Source organism: Cytobacillus spongiae (genome assembly GCF_021390075.1).
In genome coordinates, this window is the sequence record NZ_CP089997.1 from 136,759 (window position 1) to 157,293 (window position 20,535).

Here is a 20,535-nt window from a genome sequence, read left to right on the forward strand (position 1 = left end):
ATGTGTGGGCTTAAATGAAAATGTGAAGGGAGGAAAAAACAATGCCTACTATTAACCAATTAGTGCGCAAGCCTCGTAAAGCTATCGAGGAAAAGTCAAAATCACCTGCGCTAAACAAAGGATATAACAGTCTAAGAAAAGCTCAAACGAACATTTCTTCACCTCAAAAACGTGGTGTTTGTACTCGTGTTGGTACAATGACTCCGAAGAAACCAAACTCAGCGTTACGTAAATATGCTCGTGTACGCTTAACAAATGGTATCGAGGTAACTGCTTATATTCCTGGTATCGGCCACAACTTACAAGAGCACAGTGTTGTTCTAATTCGTGGCGGACGTGTAAAGGACTTACCGGGGGTGCGTTACCACATCGTTCGTGGTGCGCTTGATACTGCTGGTGTAAACAACCGTATGCAAGGTCGTTCTAAATACGGAACAAAGAGACCAAAAGCTGCTAAAAAGTAATCTAAACCAAATAAAAATCAACCTTTCTGAAAGGAGGAAAAAACATGCCACGTAAAGGACCTGTAGCAAAGAGAGACGTATTACCAGATCCAATTTATAATTCAAAGTTAATTACTCGTTTAATTAACAAAATGATGACTGATGGGAAAAGAGGTAAATCTCAAGCTATTCTTTACTCTTCATTTGACATCATTCGTGATCGTTCTGGAAAAGACCCAATGGAAGTTTTTGATCAAGCACTTAAAAACATCATGCCAGTACTAGAAGTTAGAGCACGCCGTGTAGGTGGATCTAACTACCAAGTACCAGTTGAGGTGCGCCCAGAGCGTCGTACAACTTTAGGTCTTCGTTGGTTAGTAAACTACGCTCGCCTTCGCGGAGAAAAAACGATGGAAGAGCGTTTAGCTAACGAAATTCTGGATGCAGCTAACAACTCTGGTGCATCTGTTAAGAAGCGTGAAGACACACACAAAATGGCTGAAGCGAACAAAGCGTTTGCTCACTATCGTTGGTAAAATTAATCCAAAACTAAATCACTCTTATATTAGGAAGGAGAAAGAAACCAATGGCAAGAGAGTTCTCCTTAGAAAATACTCGTAATATCGGGATCATGGCACACATTGATGCCGGTAAAACAACTACGACTGAGCGTGTACTTTATTACACTGGTCGTATTCACAAAATTGGTGAAACTCACGAAGGTGCTTCTCAAATGGACTGGATGGAGCAAGAGCAAGAACGTGGTATTACAATCACTTCTGCTGCTACAACAGCTCAATGGCAAGGTCACCGCGTTAACATCATCGATACACCAGGACACGTAGACTTCACAGTTGAAGTTGAGCGTTCTTTACGTGTACTTGATGGTGCTGTTGCAGTACTAGATGCTCAATCTGGTGTTGAGCCTCAAACTGAAACAGTTTGGCGTCAAGCTACAACTTATGGAGTTCCACGTGTTGTGTTCGTTAATAAAATGGACAAAATCGGTGCGGACTTCATCTACTCTCTAGGTACTTTACATGACCGTTTACAAGCGAATGCTGCTGCAATTCAATTACCAATCGGTGCTGAAGATCAATTCGAAGGTATTATTGACTTAGTTGAAATGAAAGCTACATTCTACGGTAACGATCTAGGTACAGATATTCAGGAGAAAGATATCCCTGCTGAGTATATGGACCAAGCTGAAGAGTACCGCGAAAAGTTAATCGAAGCTGTAGCAGAATTAGATGAAGACTTAATGGAAAAATACCTTGGTGGAGAAGAAATCTCTAACGAAGAGTTAAAAGCTGCTATTCGTAAAGGTACTGTTAATGTTGAATTCTATCCTGTTATTTGCGGATCTGCTTTCAAAAACAAAGGTGTTCAAAAAATGCTTGATGCTGTAATTGACTACCTTCCATCTCCATTAGATGTACCTGCTATTAAAGGTACTCTTCCGGATTCAGATGAAGAAGTAACTCGTCCTTCAAGTGACGACGAGCCATTCGCAGCTCTTGCATTTAAAGTAATGACAGACCCTTATGTTGGAAAGCTAACATTCTTCCGTGTATACTCTGGTACATTAGAATCAGGTTCATACGTTAAGAACTCTACAAAAGGTAAGCGTGAGCGTGTAGGTCGTATCCTACAAATGCACGCTAACTCTCGTGAAGAGATCTCAACAGTATACGCTGGAGATATCGCAGCAGCTGTAGGCTTAAAAGATACTACTACTGGTGACACACTTTGTGATGAGAAATCATTAGTAATTCTTGAATCTATGGAATTCCCAGAGCCAGTTATTCAATTATCTATCGAGCCTAAGTCTAAGGCTGACCAAGATAAAATGTCTACAGCTCTACAAAAACTACAAGAGGAAGACCCAACTTTCCGTGCGCACACTGACCAGGAAACTGGACAAACAATCATCGCCGGTATGGGTGAGCTTCACTTAGATATCTTAGTTGACCGTATGCGTCGTGAGTTCAAAGTGGAAGCAAACGTAGGTGCACCTCAAGTAGCATATCGTGAAACAATCCGTAATTCTGCTTCAGTTGAAGGGAAATTCGCTCGCCAATCAGGTGGACGTGGACAATTCGGACACGTTTGGATCGAATTCTCTCCAAATGAAGAGGGTGCAGGCTTTGAGTTTGAAAATGGTATCGTTGGTGGTGTAGTTCCACGTGAATACATCCCAGCAGTACAATCAGGACTTGAAGACGCTCTTGATAGAGGTCTGCTTGCTGGATTCCCAGTGGTTGACATTAAGGCTAGATTGTTTGACGGATCATACCATGATGTTGACTCATCTGAAATGGCGTTTAAGATTGCCGCATCTATGGCACTTAAGAATGCTGCTTCAAAATGTAACCCTGTAATTCTTGAACCGGTAATGCGTGTAGAAGTTATCATTCCGGAAGAGTACATGGGTGATATCATGGGTAATATCACTTCTCGTCGTGGACGTGTAGAAGGAATGGAAGCTCGCGGAAACGCTCAGGTAGTTCGTGCGATGGTGCCACTTTCTGAAATGTTTGGTTACGCTACTTCATTACGTTCTAACACACAAGGTCGTGGAGTATTTACAATGCACTTCGATCACTACGAAGAAGTTCCAAAATCAATTTCTGAAGAAATTATCAAAAAAAATAAAGGTGAATAATTGATTTTACCTTTTTAATCAAGTATAAATATCATGTAGGCATGGTGCTGTGATATGATTATTCATACTCACAGCCCATTTCAAAATACTTAACCAATATCTGAAGGAGGATTTTCCTAATGGCAAAAGCTAAATTCGATCGTTCAAAGCCACACGTTAACATCGGTACAATCGGTCACGTTGACCATGGTAAAACTACTTTAACAGCTGCTATCACTACTGTACTTGCAAAAGCAGGCGGTGGAGAAGCACGTGCATATGACCAAATCGACGCTGCTCCAGAAGAGCGTGAGCGTGGAATCACAATCTCAACAGCACACGTTGAGTACGAAACTACTGAGCGTCACTATGCGCACGTTGACTGCCCAGGACATGCTGACTACGTTAAAAATATGATCACTGGTGCTGCTCAAATGGACGGCGGAATCCTAGTTGTATCTGCAGCTGACGGTCCAATGCCACAAACTCGTGAGCACATCCTTCTTTCTCGTCAAGTAGGTGTACCTTTCCTTGTTGTATTCTTAAACAAGTGTGACATGGTAGACGACGAAGAATTACTAGAATTAGTAGAAATGGAAGTTCGTGATCTTCTTTCTGAATATGATTTCCCAGGTGACGATGTACCTGTAATCAAAGGTTCTGCTCTTAAAGCTCTTGAAGGAGAAGCTGAGTGGGAAGAAAAAATCATGGAATTAATGAGCGCTGTTGACGAGTACATTCCAAACCCAACTCGTGACACTGACAAGCCATTCATGATGCCAGTTGAGGATGTATTCTCAATCACTGGACGTGGAACAGTTGCTACAGGACGTGTTGAGCGTGGACAAGTTAAAGTTGGTGACACAATTGAAATCATCGGTTTAACTGAAGAGCCAAAATCAACTACTGTAACTGGAGTAGAAATGTTCCGTAAGCTTCTTGATTATGCTGAAGCTGGAGATAACATTGGTGCTCTTCTTCGTGGGGTTGCTCGTGAAGATATCCAACGTGGACAAGTACTTGCTAAGCCAGGTACAATCACTCCACACACTAAGTTCAAAGCAGAAGTTTATGTTCTTTCTAAAGAAGAAGGTGGACGTCACACTCCATTCTTCACTAACTACCGCCCACAGTTCTACTTCCGTACAACTGACGTAACTGGTATCTGTAACCTTCCTGAAGGTGTAGAAATGGTTATGCCTGGCGATAACATCGAAATGACTGTTGAGCTTATCGCTCCAATCGCTATCGAAGAAGGTACAAAGTTCTCTATCCGTGAGGGTGGACGTACTGTAGGTGCTGGAGTAGTTGCTACAATCGTTGAGTAATAATTGATAAAAAGCAGATGAACATTGTTCATCTGCTTTTTTTTTTTTCTTTAGAAGGAAATGGTTGATAATCGTTTTGAGTTCTATCCTAAACCTTTTTAGTTGAGCCTGCCCTAGCTTGATCAAGTTCATTTGATTTTTTGTTCTGATCAACTTATAAGATATCCCACAGAGGATCATTATTTGAAAAATATTATTATAACCACCCTAGTTTCTTCTATATAATACTTATGAATGTATCAGATCAATGAATCATACATTGCGAAAATCCAAGAATGAACTGATCAAGCTTGTTACTAGAGTGTGATATTGGTGGGATTTCTAATTCATACTATTTATATATTTTGACAACTAGAATAGCACTTGAAATGTTCCCGTGCAGTCGTTATAATAGAGAAAGTGCGCGAAACATAAAGGAAACATAAATATATGTTGCATTTACTTTATAGTTTCTGTATAATAGACAATGTTGGTCTTTGACTGCGATGATGTGAAAGGTTGCTGACACACCCGGCCGCTTTGCCATGGCGAATGTGTGGGAAATTTTCACTGAGAAGGTCTATTTTAAAATAGGCGAAAAGGAGGGAAAATAATGGCAAAACAAAAAATTCGTATCCGTTTAAAAGCATATGATCACAGAATTCTTGATCAATCTGCTGAGAAGATTGTTGAGACTGCAAAGCGTTCTGGTGCGGCTGTATCTGGTCCAATTCCATTACCAACTGAGAAGTCAGTATACACAATCCTTCGTGCGGTTCATAAGTACAAAGATTCTCGTGAGCAATTCGAGATGCGTACGCACAAGCGTTTAATCGATATTGTGAATCCAACTCCACAAACAGTTGATTCATTAATGCGTTTAGACCTACCATCAGGTGTAGATATTGAAATCAAATTATAATTCATAATAGAACATAACAATAGGAGGTGTGACTGTAATGACCAAAGGAATCTTAGGAAGAAAAATCGGTATGACTCAAGTATTCGCTGAAAACGGTGACCTTATCCCAGTAACTGTTGTTGAAGCTGCTCCAAACGTTGTTCTTCAAAAGAAGTCAAACGAAACGGATAGCTATGAATCAATCCAATTAGGTTTCGAAGACAAACGTGAAAAGTTAGCTAACAAACCTGAAAAAGGACACGTTGCTAAAGCTAATACTGCTCCTAAGCGCTTCGTTCGTGAATTCCGCGGAGTAAACTTAGATGAGTATGAGGTTGGTCAGGAAGTCAAAGTAGATATTTTCGCTGAAGGCGATCTAGTAGATGTAACAGGAATCTCAAAGGGTAAAGGTTTCCAAGGTGCAATTAAACGCCATGGACAATCTCGCGGACCAATGGCACACGGTTCTCGTTATCACCGTCGCCCAGGTTCAATGGGTCCTGTAGCTCCAAACCGTGTTTTCAAGGGTAAATTATTACCTGGACGTATGGGCGGAGAGCAAATCACTGTTCAAAACCTTGACATCGTAAAAGTAGACGTAGAGCGTAACCTACTTTTAATTAAAGGTAACGTACCTGGAGCGAAAAAAGCATTATTAAAAATTTCAAGTGCGGTTAAAGCAAAGTAATATCTGAGAAAGGAGGAAACAAGAATGCCTAAAGTAGCATTATTTAACCAAAGCGGTTCTCAAGTTGGAGAAATCGAACTTAATGAGTCTGTTTTCGGTATTGAGCCAAATAACCACGTATTATTCGAAGCTGTTATTATGCAAAGAGCTTCTTTACGTCAGGGTACTCATAAAACTAAAATCCGTTCTGAAGTAGCAGGCGGTGGGCGCAAACCATGGCGTCAAAAAGGTACTGGTCGTGCACGTCAAGGATCTATCCGTTCTCCACAATGGCGCGGAGGGGGTACTGTATTCGGTCCAGTTCCACGTAGCTACAGCTACAAACTACCGAAGAAAGTACGTCGCTTAGCGATCAAATCTGCATTATCTACTAAAGTATTAGAAGAAAACATTTTAGTATTAGAAAACCTTGCTTTCGAAACACCAAAAACAAAAGACTTTAAAGGCGTTTTAAGTGGTCTTTCTGTTGCTTCTAAAGCACTTATCGTTACTGCTGACCTAGATGAGAACGTAGCATTATCTGCTCGTAACATCCCAGGAGTAACAGTTGTAACTGCTAACGGAATCAGCGTATTGGATGTTTTAAATCATGATAAATTAATCATGACGAAAGCAGCGGTTGAAAAAGTAGAGGAGGTGCTTGCATAATGGATGCACGCGATATCATTAAGCGCCCCGTTATCACTGAACGTTCTACTGATTTAATGGCTGAGAAGAAGTACACTTTTGAAGTTGACGTTAGAGCTAACAAAACTCAAGTGAAAGACGCTGTTGAAGAAATCTTCGGTGTTAAAGTTGAGAAGGTTAACGTTATGAACTACAAAGGTAAATTCAAGCGCATGGGACGTTTCGGAGGCTATACAAACAAACGTCGTAAAGCTATCGTTAAATTAACAACAGACAGCAAAGAAATCGAATTCTTTGAAGTTTAATTTTAATAGAAGAGGAGGGAATTTAAATGGCGATTAAAAAGTATAAACCTACCTCCAATGGTCGTCGCGGCATGACTACTTCTGATTTCGCAGAAATCACTACGAATCAACCAGAAAAGTCTTTACTTGCTCCTTTAAAGAGAAAAGGCGGCCGTAACAACCAAGGTAAGTTAACAGTTCGTCATCAAGGTGGCGGCCATAAGCGTCAATATCGTATTATCGATTTTAAACGTAACAAAGATGGCATTCCAGGACGCGTTGCTACAATCGAGTACGATCCAAACCGTTCTGCAAACATCGCATTAATTAACTATGTGGATGGTGAAAAGCGTTATATCCTAGCTCCAAAAAACCTTCAGGTTGGTATGGAAGTTATGTCTGGCCCAGAGGCAGATATTAAAGTAGGTAACGCATTACCATTACTAAACATTCCTGTTGGTACTGTAGTGCACAACATCGAGTTAAAGCCTGGTAAAGGTGGACAATTAGTACGTTCTGCTGGTACTTCTGCACAAGTATTAGGTAAAGAAGGAAAGTACGTATTAGTTCGTCTAAACTCTGGTGAGGTTCGTATGATCCTAGCTGAGTGCCGTGCTACTGTTGGTCAAGTAGGAAACGAGCAACATGAACTTATTAACATTGGTAAAGCAGGTCGTTCTCGTTGGTTAGGTAAGCGCCCAACTGTACGTGGATCTGTAATGAACCCGAACGATCACCCACACGGTGGTGGTGAAGGACGTTCACCAATCGGACGTAAGTCACCAATGACTCCATGGGGTAAACCAACTCTTGGATTCAAAACTCGTAAGAAAAAGAACAAATCAGATAAGTTTATCGTACGTCGTCGTAAAAAATAACGGGATTGAGCTACGGTTCAATGAACGAACCGTAGAACAATCACGAAGGGAGGTTCTAATATGGGCCGCAGCTTAAAAAAAGGACCATTTGTAGATGAACATTTAATGGTTAAGATCGAAAAGTTAAATGAATCTGAAAAGAAGCAAGTTGTTAAAACTTGGTCTCGTCGTTCTACGATCTTCCCACAATTCATCGGACACACTATTGCAGTTTATGATGGTCGCAAACATGTGCCTGTATACGTCACTGAAGATATGGTAGGTCATAAGCTTGGAGAATTCGCTCCATCACGTACTTATAAAGGCCATGCTAGTGACGATAAGAAAACAAGACGTTAATGAGAGGAGGGCATCCAAATGCAATCTAAAGCTGTTGCAAGAACAGTTCGTATTGCTCCTCGTAAAGTTCGTTTAGTCGTTGATTTAATTCGAGGAAAGCAAGTAGGAGAAGCAGTTGCGATTTTAAACCTTACGCCTAAGGCTGCTTCACCAGTAGTTGAAAAAGTATTAAAGTCTGCTATAGCTAACGCTGAGCATAACTACGAAATGGATATTAACAACCTAGTTGTTACTCAAGCATTCGTTGACGAAGGACCAACTTTAAAACGTTTCCGTCCTCGCGCAATGGGTCGTGCTAGCCAAATCAACAAGCGTACTAGCCACATCACTATCGTAGTATCTGAAAAGAAGGAGGGGTAATCAGTGGGTCAAAAAGTAAATCCAGTCGGTTTGCGTATCGGAATTATCCGTGATTGGGAATCTAAATGGTACGCAGGTAAAGACTATGCTAATCTTTTACACGAAGACCTTAAAGTACGTGAGTACATCACTAAGCGTTTAAGCGATGCTTCTGTTTCTAAAGTAGAAATCGAGCGTGCTGCTAACCGTTTAAACATCACTGTTCACACTGCTAAACCAGGAATGGTTATCGGTAAAGGTGGTACGGAAGTTGAAGCTCTACGTAAAGCTTTAAACTCACTTACTGGCAAACGTGTTCATATCAATATTCTTGAAATCAAAAGAGCTGACGTTGATGCGAAGTTAGTTGCTGAGAACATCGCTCGTCAATTAGAGAACCGCGTATCATTCCGTCGTGCTCAAAAGCAAGCAATTCAACGTGCAATGCGCGCTGGTGCTAAAGGTATCAAAACAATGGTATCAGGTCGTCTTGGCGGTGCGGACATCGCTCGTTCTGAATCTTATAGTGAAGGTACAGTTCCACTTCATACACTTCGTGCTGATATCGATTATGCTACAGCAGAAGCTGATACTACTTACGGTAAGCTTGGAGTAAAAGTATGGATCTACCGTGGAGAGGTCCTTCCTACGAAGAAGAAAACAGAGGAAGGAGGCAAATAATATGTTAGTGCCTAAACGCGTTAAATATCGTCGTGAACACCGAGGTAAGATGCGTGGTCAAGCAAAAGGCGGTAAAGAAGTAAGCTTTGGAGAGTTCGGTTTACAAGCTACTGAGGCTTCTTGGATTACAAACCGTCAAATCGAGGCAGCTCGTATTGCAATGACTCGTTACATGAAACGTGGCGGAAAAGTTTGGATCAAAATTTTCCCACATAAGCCTTACACTGCTAAGCCTCTAGAAGTCCGAATGGGATCTGGTAAAGGTGCTCCAGAAGGATGGGTTGCAGTTGTTAAGCCAGGTAAAGTAATGTTTGAAATCGCTGGTGTTTCTGAAGAGATCGCTCGTGAAGCATTACGCCTTGCATCACACAAGCTTCCTGTAAAGTGTAAGTTTGTAAAACGAGAAGAAATTGGTGGTGAATCAAATGAAAGCTAATGAAATTCGTGACCTTACCACTGCTGAAATTGAACAAAAAGTAAAATCTTTAAAAGAAGAGCTTTTCAACCTTCGCTTTCAATTGGCGACTGGACAACTTGAAAATACAGCTCGTATTCGTGAAGTACGCAAAGCGATTGCTCGTATGAAAACTGTTATTCGTGAAAGAGAAATCGGCGTCAACAATCGATAATTGAGAGGAGGTTCGCACGAATGAGTGAACGTAACCAACGCAAGGTTTACACTGGACGCGTTGTCTCAGACAAAATGGATAAAACCGTTACTGTTCTTGTAGAGACATACAAAAAGCATCCTCTTTATGGTAAACGCGTTAAGTACTCTAAGAAGCTTAAAGCTCATGATGAGCAAAACCTAGCAAAAACAGGCGATATCGTTCGTATCATGGAAACTCGTCCGCTATCTGCGACAAAGCGTTTCCGTCTTGTAGAAGTAGTAGAAAAAGCAGTTATTATCTAATCGTTCGGAATAAGCTACACCCCGAAGGGAGGTTACACACATGATTCAACAAGAATCACGTTTAAAAGTTGCTGATAACTCAGGTGCACGTGAAGTATTAACTATTAAGGTTCTAGGTGGCTCTGGTCGCAAAACTGCTAACATCGGCGACATCATCGTTTGTACAGTGAAACAAGCAACACCAGGTGGCGTTGTTAAAAAAGGTGATGTTGTAAGAGCAGTAGTTGTTCGTACTAAGAGCGGAGTTCGTCGTAATGACGGTACTTACATTCGCTTTGATGAAAACGCATGTGTAATTATCCGTGATGATAAGAGCCCTCGTGGAACTCGTATCTTCGGACCAGTTGCTCGTGAACTACGTGACAGCAACTTCATGAAAATCGTATCTTTAGCTCCAGAAGTATTATAATTTAACAAAAAAATTGCCTTTAAGGAGGTGCGCACAGATGCATGTGAAAAAAGGTGACAAAGTTATGGTCATCTCTGGTAAGGATAAAGGCAAAACAGGTGTTATTCTTGCAGCTTACCCAAAACAAAGCCGAGTACTAGTTGAAGGTGTAAACATCGTTAAGAAACACTCGAAGCCATCCCAAGTGAATCCACAAGGTGGAATCATTAGCCAAGAGGCACCAATTCATGTATCAAACGTTATGCCAATCGACCCTAAATCTGGTGAACCAACTCGCGTAGGATACCAAGTGGTTGATGGCAAAAAAGTACGCGTTGCGAAAAAATCCGGTGAATTATTAGATAAATAGTTTAATTAAGAAGGGAGGTACTTTAGATGAACCGCCTAAAAGATAAATTTGTAAAAGAAATTACTCCTGCTCTAGTTAGCAAGTTTAATTATAAATCAGTTATGCAAGTACCAAAGATCGAAAAGATCGTAATCAACATGGGTGTTGGTGATGCAGTTCAAAACGCAAAAGCTCTTGATACAGCTGTTGAAGAATTAGCTATCATCACTGGTCAAAAGCCAGTAGTAACTCGTGCTAAGAAATCAATCGCAGGCTTCCGTCTTCGTGAAGGTATGCCGATCGGTGCAAAAGTTACACTACGTGGTGAGCGTATGTATGAGTTCCTAGATAAATTAGTATCTGTTTCTCTACCACGTGTACGTGACTTCCGCGGTGTATCTAAAAAATCTTTCGACGGTCGTGGAAACTACACATTAGGTGTAAAAGAGCAATTAATCTTCCCTGAAATTGATTACGATAAAGTAAGCAAAGTTCGTGGTATGGATATTGTTATTGTAACCACAGCTAACACTGACGAAGAAGCTCGTGAACTTTTAACTCAATTTGGAATGCCGTTCCAAAAGTAATCTCTAATAGAGGGAGGCGACAACGTGGCTAAAAAATCAATGATTGCGAAACAAAAGCGTACGCCTAAATATAAGGTACAGGAATACACACGTTGTGAACGTTGTGGACGTCCACATTCTGTATACCGTAAATTTAAGCTTTGCCGTATTTGTTTCCGTGAATTAGCATACAAAGGACAAATTCCTGGTGTGAAAAAAGCTAGCTGGTAAAACCCAATTCTGGGAAGGAGGTAAAAACAATGGTCATGACAGATCCAATTGCAGATTTCCTTACTCGCATCCGTAATGCGAATATGGTTCGTCACGAAAAATTAGAGGTTCCTGCTTCTAACATGAAGAAAGAAATCGCTGAAATCCTTAAGCGTGAAGGATTTATCCGTGACGTTGAGTATATCGAAGATAACAAACAAGGTATCATCCGTGTTTTCCTTAAATACGGTGGTAGCAATGAGCGTGTTATCACAGGTCTTAAACGTATTAGTAAGCCAGGACTTCGTGTTTATGCTAAGTCAAACGAAGTACCACGCGTACTAAATGGTCTTGGAATCGCACTAGTATCTACTTCTCACGGCGTTCTTACTGATAAAGAAGCTCGTGCTAAGCAAGTTGGCGGAGAAGTATTAGCATACGTTTGGTAATAGATTTTTTTAAAGAATGGAGGTGCCTAGATGTCTCGTGTAGGTAAAAAACCAATTGAAATCCCAGCTGGTGTTACGATCTCATTCGATAACAACACTGTTACAGTAAAAGGTCCTAAAGGCGAATTAACTCGTACTTTCAGCCCTGATATCGAAATTAAAGTGGAAGACAACATCATTACTTTAACTCGTCCAACTGATTCTAAAGAACACCGTACAATTCACGGTACAACACGTGCTCTTTTAGCAAACATGGTTGAAGGTGTTTCTAAAGGATACGAAAGAGGTCTTGAGCTTATTGGTGTCGGTTACCGTGCTCAAAAACAAGGTAATAAGCTTGTTTTAAACGTTGGATACTCTCACCCAGTTGAGATCGAGCCTGAAGAAGGTATTGAAGTTGAAGTTCCTTCTAATACAAAGATTATTGTTAAAGGTACTAACAAAGAACGCGTTGGTGCTTTAGCAGCAAATATCCGTGACGTTCGTCCTCCTGAGCCTTATAAAGGTAAAGGTATTCGTTATGAAGGCGAATATGTACGTCGTAAAGAAGGTAAAACTGGTAAGTAATACCGCGTAGGTAAACGAAAGGAGTGACCTAAATGATTACGAAGGCTGATAAAAATACAGTTCGTAAGAAGCGCCATGCACGTGTACGTGCTAAACTTAGCGGTACAGCTGCTCGTCCTCGTCTAAATGTGTTCCGTTCAAGCAAACACATTTACGCTCAATTAATTGATGACGTGAACGGTGTAACAATCGCAAGTGCTTCTACTTTAGATAAAGAAATCTCTATCGATTCTACAAGTAACGTAGATGCAGCTATTAAGGTCGGAGAAGTAGTTGCTAAGCGTGGAGTAGAAAAAGGTGTTAAGTCTGTAGTATTCGATCGTGGAGGATACTTATATCATGGTCGCGTAAAAGCATTAGCAGATGCTGCTCGTGAAAACGGACTAGAATTTTAATAGACAAAGGAGGGACATAAACAAATGCGTCGTATTGATCCAAACAAACTTGAACTTGAAGAGCGCGTAGTTACAGTTAACCGTGTAGCGAAGGTTGTTAAAGGTGGACGTCGATTCCGTTTCTCTGCACTAGTAGTAGTTGGAGACAAAAACGGTAACGTTGGATTTGGTACAGGTAAAGCGCAAGAGGTACCAGATGCAATCCGTAAAGCAATTGAAGATGCTAAGAAAAATCTAGTAGAAGTACCTATGGTTGGTACAACAATTCCACACCAAGTAATCGGACACTTTGGTGCTGGCCAAATTCTATTAAAGCCTGCATCTGAAGGTACTGGGGTTATCGCTGGTGGACCTGTTCGTGCTGTACTTGAATTAGCTGGTGTTCATGACATCCTTTCTAAATCTTTAGGAACGAACACACCAATTAACATGGTTCGTGCTACAATCGAAGGTCTTAAACAATTAAAACGTGCTGAGGATGTAGCTAAGCTACGTGGAAAATCAGTAGAAGAACTGTTAGGATAAGGAGGGAAATGAAATGGCAAATAAACTAGAAATTACCCTCACTCGAAGCGTGATTGGTCGTCCGCAAGATCAACGTGAAACAGTTAAAGCTCTTGGTTTACGCAAAATGCACCAAACAGTTGAACAACAAGATAATGCAGCTATTCGCGGAATGATTAACAAAGTAGCTCATCTTGTAACGGTTGTAGAAAAATAATTAAATACTTCTTCAAATAAGGAGGTGCCAACATGAAACTTCATGAATTAAAACCTGCAGAAGGTTCTCGTAAAGAACGTAAACGCTTAGGTCGTGGTATCGGTTCTGGTCAAGGTAAAACTGCTGGTAAAGGTCATAAAGGTCAAAACGCACGTTCTGGCGGCGGTGTTCGTCCTGGTTTTGAAGGGGGTCAAACTCCTTTATTCCAACGTCTGCCTAAACGCGGATTCACTAACATTAACCGTAAAGAATTTGCGATTGTGAACCTTGATGCACTTAACCGCTTTGAAGACGGTACAGAAGTAACTCCAGAACTTCTGATCGAAACAGGCGTTGTAAGCAAAGAAAGAGCAGGAATTAAGATTCTTGCTAAAGGCAAAGTTGAGAAAAAGCTTACTGTTAAAGCTCATAAATTCTCCTCTGCTGCGAAGGAAGCTATCGAAGCTGCCGGCGGTACAACTGAGGTGATTTAATGTTTCAGACAATCTCCAATTTTATGCGCGTGGGTGATATAAGACGAAAAATCATATTCACCCTTTTAATGTTGATTGTCTTTCGCATCGGTACTTTTATTCCAGTACCGTTTGTGAATGCCGACATCCTTAAAGCTCAAGATGAGCTAAGTGTATTTGGTGTTCTAAATACATTTGGAGGAGGCGCCCTTTCCCAATTCTCCATATTGGCGATGGGGATCATGCCTTATATTACAGCTTCTATCATCATTCAATTGTTACAGATGGATGTTGTACCTAAATTTACGGAATGGTCAAAGCAAGGTGAAGTAGGTCGCCGTAAATTAGCACAATTTACACGTTACTTTACAATCGTGCTTGGGTTTATCCAAGCATTAGGTATGTCATACGGGTTCAATAATATGGCAAATGGTCTACTTATTGAAAACTCAAGTATTACAACTTACTTGCTTATTGCAACTGTACTTACTGCTGGTACTGCATTTTTAATGTGGTTAGGTGAACAAATTACATCTAAGGGTGTAGGAAATGGTATTTCAATTATCATTTTTGCTGGAATCGTTGCGGCTATTCCAAATACGGTTAACCAGATCTATGCTCAACAGTTTGAAGATGCTGGCGATCAGCTTTTCTTACGAATTGTAACTGTGGTCCTTATCATCCTTGCAGTAATTGCTATTGTTGTTGGAACAATCTTCGTGCAACAAGCATTAAGAAAGATTCCAATTCAATACGCAAAACGCATGGTTGCTGGCCGTAATCCTGTAGGTGGTCAATCAACACATTTGCCTTTAAAAGTAAATGCTGCCGGTGTTATTCCAGTAATCTTTGCAATCTCATTCATCATTACGCCAAGAACGATTGCTACGTTCTTTGGTACAAACGATGTAACATTGTGGATTCAAAGAGTGTTTGATTACACGACTCCGATTGGTATGATCATATATAGTGCACTGATTATTGCCTTCACCTATTTCTATGCCTTTATTCAAGTTAATCCTGAACAAGTGGCAGAAAACTTGAAAAAGCAAGGCGGATATATCCCTGGTATTCGCCCTGGAAAGAATACTCAGGAATATTTAACTCGTGTACTTTATCGTTTAACATTTATTGGTGCGATCTTCCTTACCGTTATTTCAATTCTTCCAGTATTCTTTATTAAGTTTGCTGGACTTCCACAATCAGCTCAGATTGGTGGAACGAGCTTGCTCATCGTGATCGGTGTTGCACTTGAAACAATGAAACAGTTAGAAGCTCAATTGGTTAAACGTCACTATAAAGGTTTCATTAAATAATTCGGTTTTAGGGAACAAATCGCTCCCTAAAGCCAATTAAGAGACTGAGGGGGAATACGTGTGAATTTAGTTTTAATGGGGCTCCCTGGTGCTGGTAAAGGTACCCAAGCTGAGAAAATTGTTAATAAATACAACATCCCTCATATCTCAACTGGAGATATGTTCCGTGCTGCGATTAAAGATGGAACGGAACTAGGCTTAAAAGCGAAGTCTTTTATGGATCAAGGTGCATTAGTACCAGATGAAGTGACGATTGGAATTGTACGCGAAAGATTAAGTAAAGATGACTGTGAAAAAGGATTCTTACTAGACGGTTTTCCTCGTACAGTACCTCAAGCAGAAGCTTTAGAAGGTATTCTTGCAGATTTGAACAAAAAGATGGACTATGTCATCAATATTGATGTAGACCAAGAGATTTTAATGGAGCGTTTAACTGGAAGACGTATTTGTAAAGAGTGCGGTGCTACGTATCATTTAGTTTTCAATCCTCCAGCACAGGAAGGGAAATGCGATCGTTGTGGCGGAGAGCTATATCAACGTGAGGATGATAATGAATCCACTGTTAAGAATCGCCTTCAAGTGAACATTCAACAATCTCAACCACTATTAGATTTTTATGAGTCTAAAGGGTATCTACGCAATATTAATGGTCAGCAGGATATCGATATTGTATTTACGGATATCGATCAATTACTCGGGGGCTTGAATTAATGATCATTTGTAAAACCCCAAGAGAAATTGAAATCATGCGAGAAGCAGGGCGTATTGTGGCATTAACTCACGAAGAGTTAAAAAAGCATATTGCACCTGGAATTACGACAAAAGAGTTAGATGCAATTGCAGAATCGTTTATTCGTAAGCATGATGCAATTCCCTCTTTCAAAGGATATAATGGCTTTTCTGGCAGTATTTGTGCGTCTGTGAACAACGAGCTTGTTCATGGGATCCCAGGAAAAAGAGTTCTAAATGAAGGTGACATTATTAGCATCGATATCGGAGCTAAATACAATGGCTATCATGGAGACTCTGCTTGGACTTATGCTGTAGGTATAATCGATGAAGAAGCACAAAATCTTCTAGATGTAACAGAAGAATCACTATATAGAGGACTTAAAGAGGCTAAACCAGGTGAACGTTTATCGAACATCTCTCATGCAATTCAAACGTATGCAGAATCAAAAGGCTTTTCGATTGTACGTGAGTATGTAGGGCATGGAGTAGGGCAAGACTTACATGAGGATCCACAAATTCCTCACTACGGTCCACCTAATAAGGGTCCTCGTTTAAAACCCGGAATGGTACTTGCTATTGAACCGATGGTGAATGCAGGAACTCGCTATGTGAAGACGTTAGCCGACGACTGGACAGTTGTAACGGTAGACGGAAAGTATTGTGCTCACTTCGAGCATACAGTTGCTATCACTGAAACTGGTTATGAAATTCTAACGAAAGCTTAAGCAGTGGGTGATCTCATTGGTCGATTCTGATTCAAGACCGCAGCTTGGACAAATTGTTCAAATAAAACGCGGGCGTGATGCAGGTCAATATGGTATAATTATAAAGTTGTTCGATGATAGGTATGTTTTAATCGCTGACGGTGATAAACGAAAATATGACCGTCCGAAGAAGAAAAACCTTCAACATCTACAATGTATTGATTATGTATCTTCGGAAGTTCAGAGCAGTCTTATCGAAACCGGTCGTGTAACAAATGGAAAGCTACGCTTTGCACTTGCAAAGTATTTGAATGACATACTTGAATTGAAGAAGGGAGACAAGTTCAATGGCGAAAGACGATGTAATTGAAATTGAAGGTACAGTTGTAGAAACTTTGCCTAATGCAATGTTTAAGGTAGAATTAGAAAATGGTCATACAGTTTTAGCTCACGTTTCTGGAAAGATTCGCATGCACTTCATTCGAATTTTACCAGGAGATAAAGTAACAGTAGAGCTTTCTCCATATGACTTAACTCGCGGAAGAATAACATACCGCTTTAAATAATGATTATTTGCACTCCGAACTATTAAGGAGGTTAGGATAATGAAAGTAAGACCATCTGTTAAACCGATCTGCGAAAAGTGTAAAGTTATCCGCAGACGGGGCAAAGTTATGGTTATCTGTGAAAACCCTAAGCACAAACAAAAACAAGGATAATCTAAGAAGGAGGTGCGCTAGAGTATGGCACGTATTGCTGGTGTGGATATCCCACGTGAAAAGCGTGTAGTTATCTCATTAACTTATATTTTTGGTATTGGTAAAGCTACAGCACAAAAAGTATTAGCAGACGCAGGAGTTTCTGAAGATACTCGTGTTCGTGACTTAACAGAAGATGAATTAAACAAAATTCGTGAAGTTGTAGACAAATTAAAAGTTGAGGGTGACCTTCGTCGTGAAGTTTCTCTTAACATCAAGCGTTTAATGGAAATTGGATGCTACCGTGGTCTACGTCACCGTCGTGGTTTACCAGTTCGTGGTCAAAACACGAAAAACAACGCTCGTACACGCAAAGGTCCTCGTAAGACTGTTGCTAACAAGAAGAAATAATTGGTAAGGGAGGTTATCTAATTGGCACGTAAAACGAATACACGTAAACGTCGTGTGAAAAAGAATATCGAAAGTGGTATTGCACATATCCGCTCAACGTTTAACAACACTATCGTAACTATTACTGATGTACATGGTAATGCAATTTCTTGGTCAAGTGCTGGAGCTCTTGGGTTTAAAGGTTCTCGTAAATCTACTCCATTCGCTGCGCAAATGGCTGCTGAAACGGCTGCTAAAACATCAATGGAACACGGTATGAAAACTCTAGAAGTTACAGTTAAAGGTCCTGGCGCAGGACGTGAAGCTGCGATCCGTGCTCTACAAGCTGCTGGTCTTGAAGTTACTGCAATTAAAGATGTAACTCCAGTACCACATAACGGATGCCGTCCACCAAAACGTCGCCGCGTATAATTTTTTCTGTATATTATTTGTATCCCTGTCCATAATGGGATATGATGAGAACTTTTCATGTTTCTTATACAGATGAATGAATCCAGTTGTTGTGCACAATCGGGAACGTATTATATGAGGAATTTCGGTTATCCAAGACCGGGGTTTCGACGTTTTGAAGGAGGGTATATATGATGATCGAAATAGAAAAACCAAAAATCGAAACGGTTGAGATCAGCGATGATGCGAAGTACGGTAAGTTCGTCGTTGAACCACTTGAGCGTGGGTATGGTACTACTTTGGGTAACTCCTTACGTCGTATCCTGCTATCCTCACTCCCAGGTGCTGCTGTCACATCGATTCAAGTCGATGGGGTACTTCATGAGTTTTCAACAATTGAAGGCGTCGTAGAAGACGTAACAACTATTATCTTAAATATTAAAAAGCTAGCTCTTAAAATCTATTCAGATGAAGAAAAGACGCTAGAAATAGATGTTCAAGGTGAAGGAGCCGTTACGGCTGCTGATGTTACCCATGACAGTGATGTTGAAATTCTTAACCCTGATCTTCACATTGCTACTCTTGGAACAAATGGTCACCTACGTATGCGCTTAACAGCAAGACGTGGACGCGGGTATACGCCTGCTGATCAAAACAAGAGAGAGGATCAACCGATCGGTGTAATCCCTATCGACTCCATTTACACTCCAGTATCACGTGTATCTTACCAAGTAGAAAATACACGTGTAGGCCAGATGACTAACTATGATAAGTTAACATTCGATGTATGGACTGACGGTAGTACAGGTCCACAAGATGCGGTTGCACTTGGAGCGAAGATTTTAACTGAGCATTTAAACATCTTTGTTGGTTTGACTGACGAAGCACAAAATGCTGAAATCATGGTTGAAAAAGAAGAAGACCAAAAAGAGAAAGTTCTTGAAATGACGATTGAAGAACTTGATCTATCAGTTCGTTCATACAACTGCTTAAAGCGTGCTGGAATCAATACCGTCCAAGAATTAGCAAATAAGACGGAAGAAGATATGATGAAAGTACGTAACTTAGGTCGTAAGTCTCTAGAAGAAGTTAAGCATAAACTTGAAGAGCTTGGATTAGGCCTTCGTAAAGATGACTGATTAACATAAATACTCTTTGATAGCCTTATAGACCGATAAATAGACTTCAACAAAGGAGGGAAACTTTCATGGGATACAGAAAGTTAGGACGCACTAGTGCTCAACGCAAAGCTATGTTACGTGATCTAGCAACAGACTTAATCATCAACGAGCGCATCGAGACAACAGAAGCTCGTGCAAAAGAACTTCGTTCGGTTGTTGAAAAAATGATTACTCTTGGTAAACGTGGAGATCTTCACGCTCGTCGCCAAGCTGCTGCTTTCATCCGTAATGAAGTAGCAAGCATTGAGGATAACAAGGATGCTGTACAAAAGTTATTCAGCGATATTGCACCTCGTTATGAAGAGCGCCAAGGTGGATATACACGTATTATGAAACTTGGGCCTCGTCGTGGTGACGGAGCACCAATGGTAATTATTGAGTTAGTTTAATAACTCAACAGACAACAGGGGCGCTGGACAGTTTAGTTTGAACTTGTTCTTTGCCCTTTTTCTGTAGGATAGTCATCCTATCTAGAGCCCAAAACGAGTGTTACGATGAGCATGTAGGTATAAGTACCATTTCATATATACTAGAAATGGACTCCTATTGTTAATAAGGAGAATCCCACATCGTTTGGGTCATTTGACTGTCTCTCATTAGACTGGTCAGAAGGCATAATTCCTTGGAAGAATGCTATTACTTATTTCCTTGTGTCTCGTCTAGCTCATGTACCTCTTTCATAAAGGTGTTATGAAAGAGGTGCAGGCTTTTTTATTATGTCAGAATTTTTAATGGGCCAGGATTAAGAATACAGGATCGTTGTTTCCTTTTTAGAGCTTACTTGCAATTATACTGTTTCTTCTACCCAGGCTCGCCAAATGGCGAGTTTTATTATTTATATGGAAATTTTCGAGAAACTCTACTCATGGTCTACTTATCTTACTCGCTCTGTTTGCGAGTTTATTTTTTAACTTGTCCTTTAATATTTTTCCGTTTAAAGAATGTGTGGGGTGTATATCTGC

Annotated in this window: 35 protein-coding genes; all 35 read left to right on the forward strand. The window is 40.5% G+C overall.

Annotated features, from left to right (window positions below; all coding sequences use genetic code 11):
• Window positions 1–41: 41 nt before the first annotated feature.
• The 35 genes from rpsL (at window position 42) to rplQ (ending at window position 19,962) form a co-directional block, all read left to right on the forward strand.
• Window positions 42–464 (forward strand): 30S ribosomal protein S12, encoded by a 423-nt coding sequence (rpsL, locus tag LS684_RS00695; protein ID WP_233809069.1) that lies wholly within the window; start codon window positions 42–44, stop codon window positions 462–464.
• A gap of 44 nt (window positions 465–508) precedes the next feature.
• Window positions 509–979, forward strand: a complete 471-nt coding sequence (gene rpsG, locus LS684_RS00700) for a 30S ribosomal protein S7 (protein ID WP_233809071.1) — start codon at window positions 509–511, stop codon at window positions 977–979.
• A 50-nt stretch (window positions 980–1,029) separates the two neighbouring features.
• Window positions 1,030–3,108: an elongation factor G gene (gene fusA / locus LS684_RS00705; protein ID WP_233809072.1), complete on the forward strand. Its 2,079-nt coding sequence runs from the start codon at window positions 1,030–1,032 to the stop codon at window positions 3,106–3,108.
• Window positions 3,109–3,227: 119 nt separating this feature from the next.
• Window positions 3,228–4,415, forward strand: coding sequence for an elongation factor Tu (gene tuf, locus LS684_RS00710; protein WP_233809073.1), 1,188 nt, complete (start codon window positions 3,228–3,230; stop codon window positions 4,413–4,415).
• 592 nt (window positions 4,416–5,007) lie between these two features.
• Window positions 5,008–5,316: a 30S ribosomal protein S10 gene (gene rpsJ, locus LS684_RS00715; protein ID WP_003354783.1), complete on the forward strand. Its 309-nt coding sequence runs from the start codon at window positions 5,008–5,010 to the stop codon at window positions 5,314–5,316.
• 37 nt (window positions 5,317–5,353) lie between these two features.
• The gene (gene rplC / locus LS684_RS00720) at window positions 5,354–5,983 is read left to right on the forward strand and encodes a 50S ribosomal protein L3 (protein WP_233809074.1); all 630 of its coding nucleotides are present in this window, start codon (window positions 5,354–5,356) and stop codon (window positions 5,981–5,983) included.
• Between the two features lie 24 nt (window positions 5,984–6,007).
• Window positions 6,008–6,631 (forward strand): 50S ribosomal protein L4, encoded by a 624-nt coding sequence (gene rplD, locus LS684_RS00725; RefSeq protein ID WP_233809075.1) that lies wholly within the window; start codon window positions 6,008–6,010, stop codon window positions 6,629–6,631.
• A complete protein-coding gene (gene rplW / locus LS684_RS00730) occupies window positions 6,631–6,915 on the forward strand; it encodes a 50S ribosomal protein L23 (protein WP_233809076.1) in 285 nt (94 codons plus the stop codon). Before rplD ends, rplW begins: the two co-directional genes overlap by 1 nt.
• A gap of 26 nt (window positions 6,916–6,941) precedes the next feature.
• Entirely contained in the window at window positions 6,942–7,772 is an 831-nt protein-coding gene (gene rplB, locus LS684_RS00735) for a 50S ribosomal protein L2 (RefSeq protein WP_233809077.1), read from the forward strand.
• A gap of 60 nt (window positions 7,773–7,832) precedes the next feature.
• On the forward strand, window positions 7,833–8,111 hold the full coding sequence (rpsS, locus tag LS684_RS00740) for a 30S ribosomal protein S19 (RefSeq protein WP_233809078.1): 279 nt from the start codon (window positions 7,833–7,835) through the stop codon (window positions 8,109–8,111).
• Window positions 8,112–8,129: 18 nt separating this feature from the next.
• Window positions 8,130–8,471 (forward strand): 50S ribosomal protein L22, encoded by a 342-nt coding sequence (gene rplV / locus LS684_RS00745; protein ID WP_233809080.1) that lies wholly within the window; start codon window positions 8,130–8,132, stop codon window positions 8,469–8,471.
• 3 nt (window positions 8,472–8,474) lie between these two features.
• On the forward strand, window positions 8,475–9,131 hold the full coding sequence (rpsC, locus tag LS684_RS00750) for a 30S ribosomal protein S3 (RefSeq protein WP_233809082.1): 657 nt from the start codon (window positions 8,475–8,477) through the stop codon (window positions 9,129–9,131).
• A 1-nt stretch (window position 9,132) separates the two neighbouring features.
• Window positions 9,133–9,567 (forward strand): 50S ribosomal protein L16, encoded by a 435-nt coding sequence (gene rplP / locus LS684_RS00755; RefSeq protein WP_233809084.1) that lies wholly within the window; start codon window positions 9,133–9,135, stop codon window positions 9,565–9,567.
• A complete protein-coding gene (rpmC, locus tag LS684_RS00760) occupies window positions 9,557–9,760 on the forward strand; it encodes a 50S ribosomal protein L29 (protein ID WP_003351417.1) in 204 nt (67 codons plus the stop codon). Before rplP ends, rpmC begins: the two co-directional genes overlap by 11 nt.
• A gap of 20 nt (window positions 9,761–9,780) precedes the next feature.
• Entirely contained in the window at window positions 9,781–10,044 is a 264-nt protein-coding gene (gene rpsQ, locus LS684_RS00765; RefSeq protein ID WP_233809086.1) for a 30S ribosomal protein S17, read from the forward strand.
• A gap of 40 nt (window positions 10,045–10,084) precedes the next feature.
• Window positions 10,085–10,453 carry a 50S ribosomal protein L14 gene (gene rplN, locus LS684_RS00770; RefSeq protein WP_233809088.1) on the forward strand — a complete coding sequence of 123 codons (369 nt, stop codon included), beginning with the start codon at window positions 10,085–10,087 and terminating at the stop codon, window positions 10,451–10,453.
• A gap of 37 nt (window positions 10,454–10,490) precedes the next feature.
• Window positions 10,491–10,802 (forward strand): 50S ribosomal protein L24, encoded by a 312-nt coding sequence (gene rplX / locus LS684_RS00775; protein ID WP_233809090.1) that lies wholly within the window; start codon window positions 10,491–10,493, stop codon window positions 10,800–10,802.
• Window positions 10,803–10,828: 26 nt separating this feature from the next.
• Window positions 10,829–11,368 (forward strand): 50S ribosomal protein L5, encoded by a 540-nt coding sequence (gene rplE, locus LS684_RS00780; RefSeq protein ID WP_233809091.1) that lies wholly within the window; start codon window positions 10,829–10,831, stop codon window positions 11,366–11,368.
• A gap of 24 nt (window positions 11,369–11,392) precedes the next feature.
• Window positions 11,393–11,578: a 30S ribosomal protein S14 gene (gene rpsN / locus LS684_RS00785; protein WP_009499044.1), complete on the forward strand. Its 186-nt coding sequence runs from the start codon at window positions 11,393–11,395 to the stop codon at window positions 11,576–11,578.
• A gap of 29 nt (window positions 11,579–11,607) precedes the next feature.
• On the forward strand, window positions 11,608–12,006 hold the full coding sequence (gene rpsH / locus LS684_RS00790) for a 30S ribosomal protein S8 (protein ID WP_233809092.1): 399 nt from the start codon (window positions 11,608–11,610) through the stop codon (window positions 12,004–12,006).
• Between the two features lie 30 nt (window positions 12,007–12,036).
• Window positions 12,037–12,573, forward strand: coding sequence for a 50S ribosomal protein L6 (gene rplF / locus LS684_RS00795; RefSeq protein WP_233809093.1), 537 nt, complete (start codon window positions 12,037–12,039; stop codon window positions 12,571–12,573).
• 32 nt (window positions 12,574–12,605) lie between these two features.
• Window positions 12,606–12,968 (forward strand): 50S ribosomal protein L18, encoded by a 363-nt coding sequence (gene rplR, locus LS684_RS00800; protein WP_233809094.1) that lies wholly within the window; start codon window positions 12,606–12,608, stop codon window positions 12,966–12,968.
• Window positions 12,969–12,992: 24 nt separating this feature from the next.
• Window positions 12,993–13,493: a 30S ribosomal protein S5 gene (gene rpsE / locus LS684_RS00805; protein ID WP_233809095.1), complete on the forward strand. Its 501-nt coding sequence runs from the start codon at window positions 12,993–12,995 to the stop codon at window positions 13,491–13,493.
• Between the two features lie 13 nt (window positions 13,494–13,506).
• The gene (gene rpmD, locus LS684_RS00810; protein ID WP_233809096.1) at window positions 13,507–13,689 is read left to right on the forward strand and encodes a 50S ribosomal protein L30; all 183 of its coding nucleotides are present in this window, start codon (window positions 13,507–13,509) and stop codon (window positions 13,687–13,689) included.
• 32 nt (window positions 13,690–13,721) lie between these two features.
• A complete protein-coding gene (rplO, locus tag LS684_RS00815; protein ID WP_233809097.1) occupies window positions 13,722–14,162 on the forward strand; it encodes a 50S ribosomal protein L15 in 441 nt (146 codons plus the stop codon).
• Complete coding sequence (secY, locus tag LS684_RS00820) at window positions 14,162–15,457, forward strand: preprotein translocase subunit SecY (RefSeq protein ID WP_233809100.1); 1,296 nt, start codon at window positions 14,162–14,164, stop codon at window positions 15,455–15,457. The genes rplO and secY overlap by 1 nt, the downstream gene beginning before the upstream one ends.
• Before the next feature lie 60 nt (window positions 15,458–15,517).
• Window positions 15,518–16,168 carry an adenylate kinase gene (locus LS684_RS00825; RefSeq protein WP_233809102.1) on the forward strand — a complete coding sequence of 217 codons (651 nt, stop codon included), beginning with the start codon at window positions 15,518–15,520 and terminating at the stop codon, window positions 16,166–16,168.
• Window positions 16,168–16,914 carry a type I methionyl aminopeptidase gene (map, locus tag LS684_RS00830; RefSeq protein ID WP_233809104.1) on the forward strand — a complete coding sequence of 249 codons (747 nt, stop codon included), beginning with the start codon at window positions 16,168–16,170 and terminating at the stop codon, window positions 16,912–16,914. Before LS684_RS00825 ends, map begins: the two co-directional genes overlap by 1 nt.
• A 16-nt stretch (window positions 16,915–16,930) precedes the next feature.
• Window positions 16,931–17,263, forward strand: a complete 333-nt coding sequence (locus tag LS684_RS00835) for a KOW domain-containing RNA-binding protein (protein WP_233809106.1) — start codon at window positions 16,931–16,933, stop codon at window positions 17,261–17,263.
• Window positions 17,241–17,459, forward strand: coding sequence for a translation initiation factor IF-1 (infA, locus tag LS684_RS00840; protein ID WP_191782121.1), 219 nt, complete (start codon window positions 17,241–17,243; stop codon window positions 17,457–17,459). The genes LS684_RS00835 and infA overlap by 23 nt, the downstream gene beginning before the upstream one ends.
• Window positions 17,460–17,498: 39 nt before the next feature.
• The gene (gene rpmJ / locus LS684_RS00845) at window positions 17,499–17,612 is read left to right on the forward strand and encodes a 50S ribosomal protein L36 (protein WP_000868344.1); all 114 of its coding nucleotides are present in this window, start codon (window positions 17,499–17,501) and stop codon (window positions 17,610–17,612) included.
• A 24-nt stretch (window positions 17,613–17,636) separates the two neighbouring features.
• Window positions 17,637–18,002: a 30S ribosomal protein S13 gene (gene rpsM, locus LS684_RS00850; protein WP_233809108.1), complete on the forward strand. Its 366-nt coding sequence runs from the start codon at window positions 17,637–17,639 to the stop codon at window positions 18,000–18,002.
• 21 nt (window positions 18,003–18,023) lie between these two features.
• Window positions 18,024–18,413 carry a 30S ribosomal protein S11 gene (rpsK, locus tag LS684_RS00855; protein WP_233809109.1) on the forward strand — a complete coding sequence of 130 codons (390 nt, stop codon included), beginning with the start codon at window positions 18,024–18,026 and terminating at the stop codon, window positions 18,411–18,413.
• A gap of 173 nt (window positions 18,414–18,586) precedes the next feature.
• Window positions 18,587–19,531, forward strand: coding sequence for a DNA-directed RNA polymerase subunit alpha (locus LS684_RS00860; RefSeq protein ID WP_233811505.1), 945 nt, complete (start codon window positions 18,587–18,589; stop codon window positions 19,529–19,531).
• Between the two features lie 68 nt (window positions 19,532–19,599).
• Entirely contained in the window at window positions 19,600–19,962 is a 363-nt protein-coding gene (gene rplQ / locus LS684_RS00865) for a 50S ribosomal protein L17 (protein WP_233809110.1), read from the forward strand.
• Window positions 19,963–20,535: the final 573 nt, after the last annotated feature.

What these genes read in the sequence shown, in the direction of transcription:
- rpsM (WP_233809108.1), top strand. Translation starts at nt 17,637, where the DNA reads ATGGCACGTATTGCTGGTGTGGATATCCCACGTGAAAAGCGTGTAGTT.
- rplX (WP_233809090.1), top strand. Translation starts at nt 10,491, where the DNA reads ATGCATGTGAAAAAAGGTGACAAAGTTATGGTCATCTCTGGTAAGGAT.
- rpmC (WP_003351417.1), top strand. Translation starts at nt 9,557, where the DNA reads ATGAAAGCTAATGAAATTCGTGACCTTACCACTGCTGAAATTGAACAA.
- rplO (WP_233809097.1), top strand. Translation starts at nt 13,722, where the DNA reads ATGAAACTTCATGAATTAAAACCTGCAGAAGGTTCTCGTAAAGAACGT.
- tuf (WP_233809073.1), top strand. Translation starts at nt 3,228, where the DNA reads ATGGCAAAAGCTAAATTCGATCGTTCAAAGCCACACGTTAACATCGGT.
- LS684_RS00860 (WP_233811505.1), top strand. Translation starts at nt 18,587, where the DNA reads ATGATCGAAATAGAAAAACCAAAAATCGAAACGGTTGAGATCAGCGAT.
- map (WP_233809104.1), top strand. Translation starts at nt 16,168, where the DNA reads ATGATCATTTGTAAAACCCCAAGAGAAATTGAAATCATGCGAGAAGCA.
- rplR (WP_233809094.1), top strand. Translation starts at nt 12,606, where the DNA reads ATGATTACGAAGGCTGATAAAAATACAGTTCGTAAGAAGCGCCATGCA.
- rpsJ (WP_003354783.1), top strand. Translation starts at nt 5,008, where the DNA reads ATGGCAAAACAAAAAATTCGTATCCGTTTAAAAGCATATGATCACAGA.
- rplC (WP_233809074.1), top strand. Translation starts at nt 5,354, where the DNA reads ATGACCAAAGGAATCTTAGGAAGAAAAATCGGTATGACTCAAGTATTC.
- fusA (WP_233809072.1), top strand. Translation starts at nt 1,030, where the DNA reads ATGGCAAGAGAGTTCTCCTTAGAAAATACTCGTAATATCGGGATCATG.
- rpmJ (WP_000868344.1), top strand. Translation starts at nt 17,499, where the DNA reads ATGAAAGTAAGACCATCTGTTAAACCGATCTGCGAAAAGTGTAAAGTT.
- rpsS (WP_233809078.1), top strand. Translation starts at nt 7,833, where the DNA reads ATGGGCCGCAGCTTAAAAAAAGGACCATTTGTAGATGAACATTTAATG.
- rpsQ (WP_233809086.1), top strand. Translation starts at nt 9,781, where the DNA reads ATGAGTGAACGTAACCAACGCAAGGTTTACACTGGACGCGTTGTCTCA.
- rpsH (WP_233809092.1), top strand. Translation starts at nt 11,608, where the DNA reads ATGGTCATGACAGATCCAATTGCAGATTTCCTTACTCGCATCCGTAAT.
- secY (WP_233809100.1), top strand. Translation starts at nt 14,162, where the DNA reads ATGTTTCAGACAATCTCCAATTTTATGCGCGTGGGTGATATAAGACGA.
- rpsE (WP_233809095.1), top strand. Translation starts at nt 12,993, where the DNA reads ATGCGTCGTATTGATCCAAACAAACTTGAACTTGAAGAGCGCGTAGTT.
- infA (WP_191782121.1), top strand. Translation starts at nt 17,241, where the DNA reads ATGGCGAAAGACGATGTAATTGAAATTGAAGGTACAGTTGTAGAAACT.
- rplD (WP_233809075.1), top strand. Translation starts at nt 6,008, where the DNA reads ATGCCTAAAGTAGCATTATTTAACCAAAGCGGTTCTCAAGTTGGAGAA.
- rplV (WP_233809080.1), top strand. Translation starts at nt 8,130, where the DNA reads ATGCAATCTAAAGCTGTTGCAAGAACAGTTCGTATTGCTCCTCGTAAA.
- rpsL (WP_233809069.1), top strand. Translation starts at nt 42, where the DNA reads ATGCCTACTATTAACCAATTAGTGCGCAAGCCTCGTAAAGCTATCGAG.
- rpmD (WP_233809096.1), top strand. Translation starts at nt 13,507, where the DNA reads ATGGCAAATAAACTAGAAATTACCCTCACTCGAAGCGTGATTGGTCGT.
- rplE (WP_233809091.1), top strand. Translation starts at nt 10,829, where the DNA reads ATGAACCGCCTAAAAGATAAATTTGTAAAAGAAATTACTCCTGCTCTA.
- rpsG (WP_233809071.1), top strand. Translation starts at nt 509, where the DNA reads ATGCCACGTAAAGGACCTGTAGCAAAGAGAGACGTATTACCAGATCCA.
- rplW (WP_233809076.1), top strand. Translation starts at nt 6,631, where the DNA reads ATGGATGCACGCGATATCATTAAGCGCCCCGTTATCACTGAACGTTCT.
- rplP (WP_233809084.1), top strand. Translation starts at nt 9,133, where the DNA reads ATGTTAGTGCCTAAACGCGTTAAATATCGTCGTGAACACCGAGGTAAG.
- rplB (WP_233809077.1), top strand. Translation starts at nt 6,942, where the DNA reads ATGGCGATTAAAAAGTATAAACCTACCTCCAATGGTCGTCGCGGCATG.
- rplQ (WP_233809110.1), top strand. Translation starts at nt 19,600, where the DNA reads ATGGGATACAGAAAGTTAGGACGCACTAGTGCTCAACGCAAAGCTATG.
- rplF (WP_233809093.1), top strand. Translation starts at nt 12,037, where the DNA reads ATGTCTCGTGTAGGTAAAAAACCAATTGAAATCCCAGCTGGTGTTACG.
- rplN (WP_233809088.1), top strand. Translation starts at nt 10,085, where the DNA reads ATGATTCAACAAGAATCACGTTTAAAAGTTGCTGATAACTCAGGTGCA.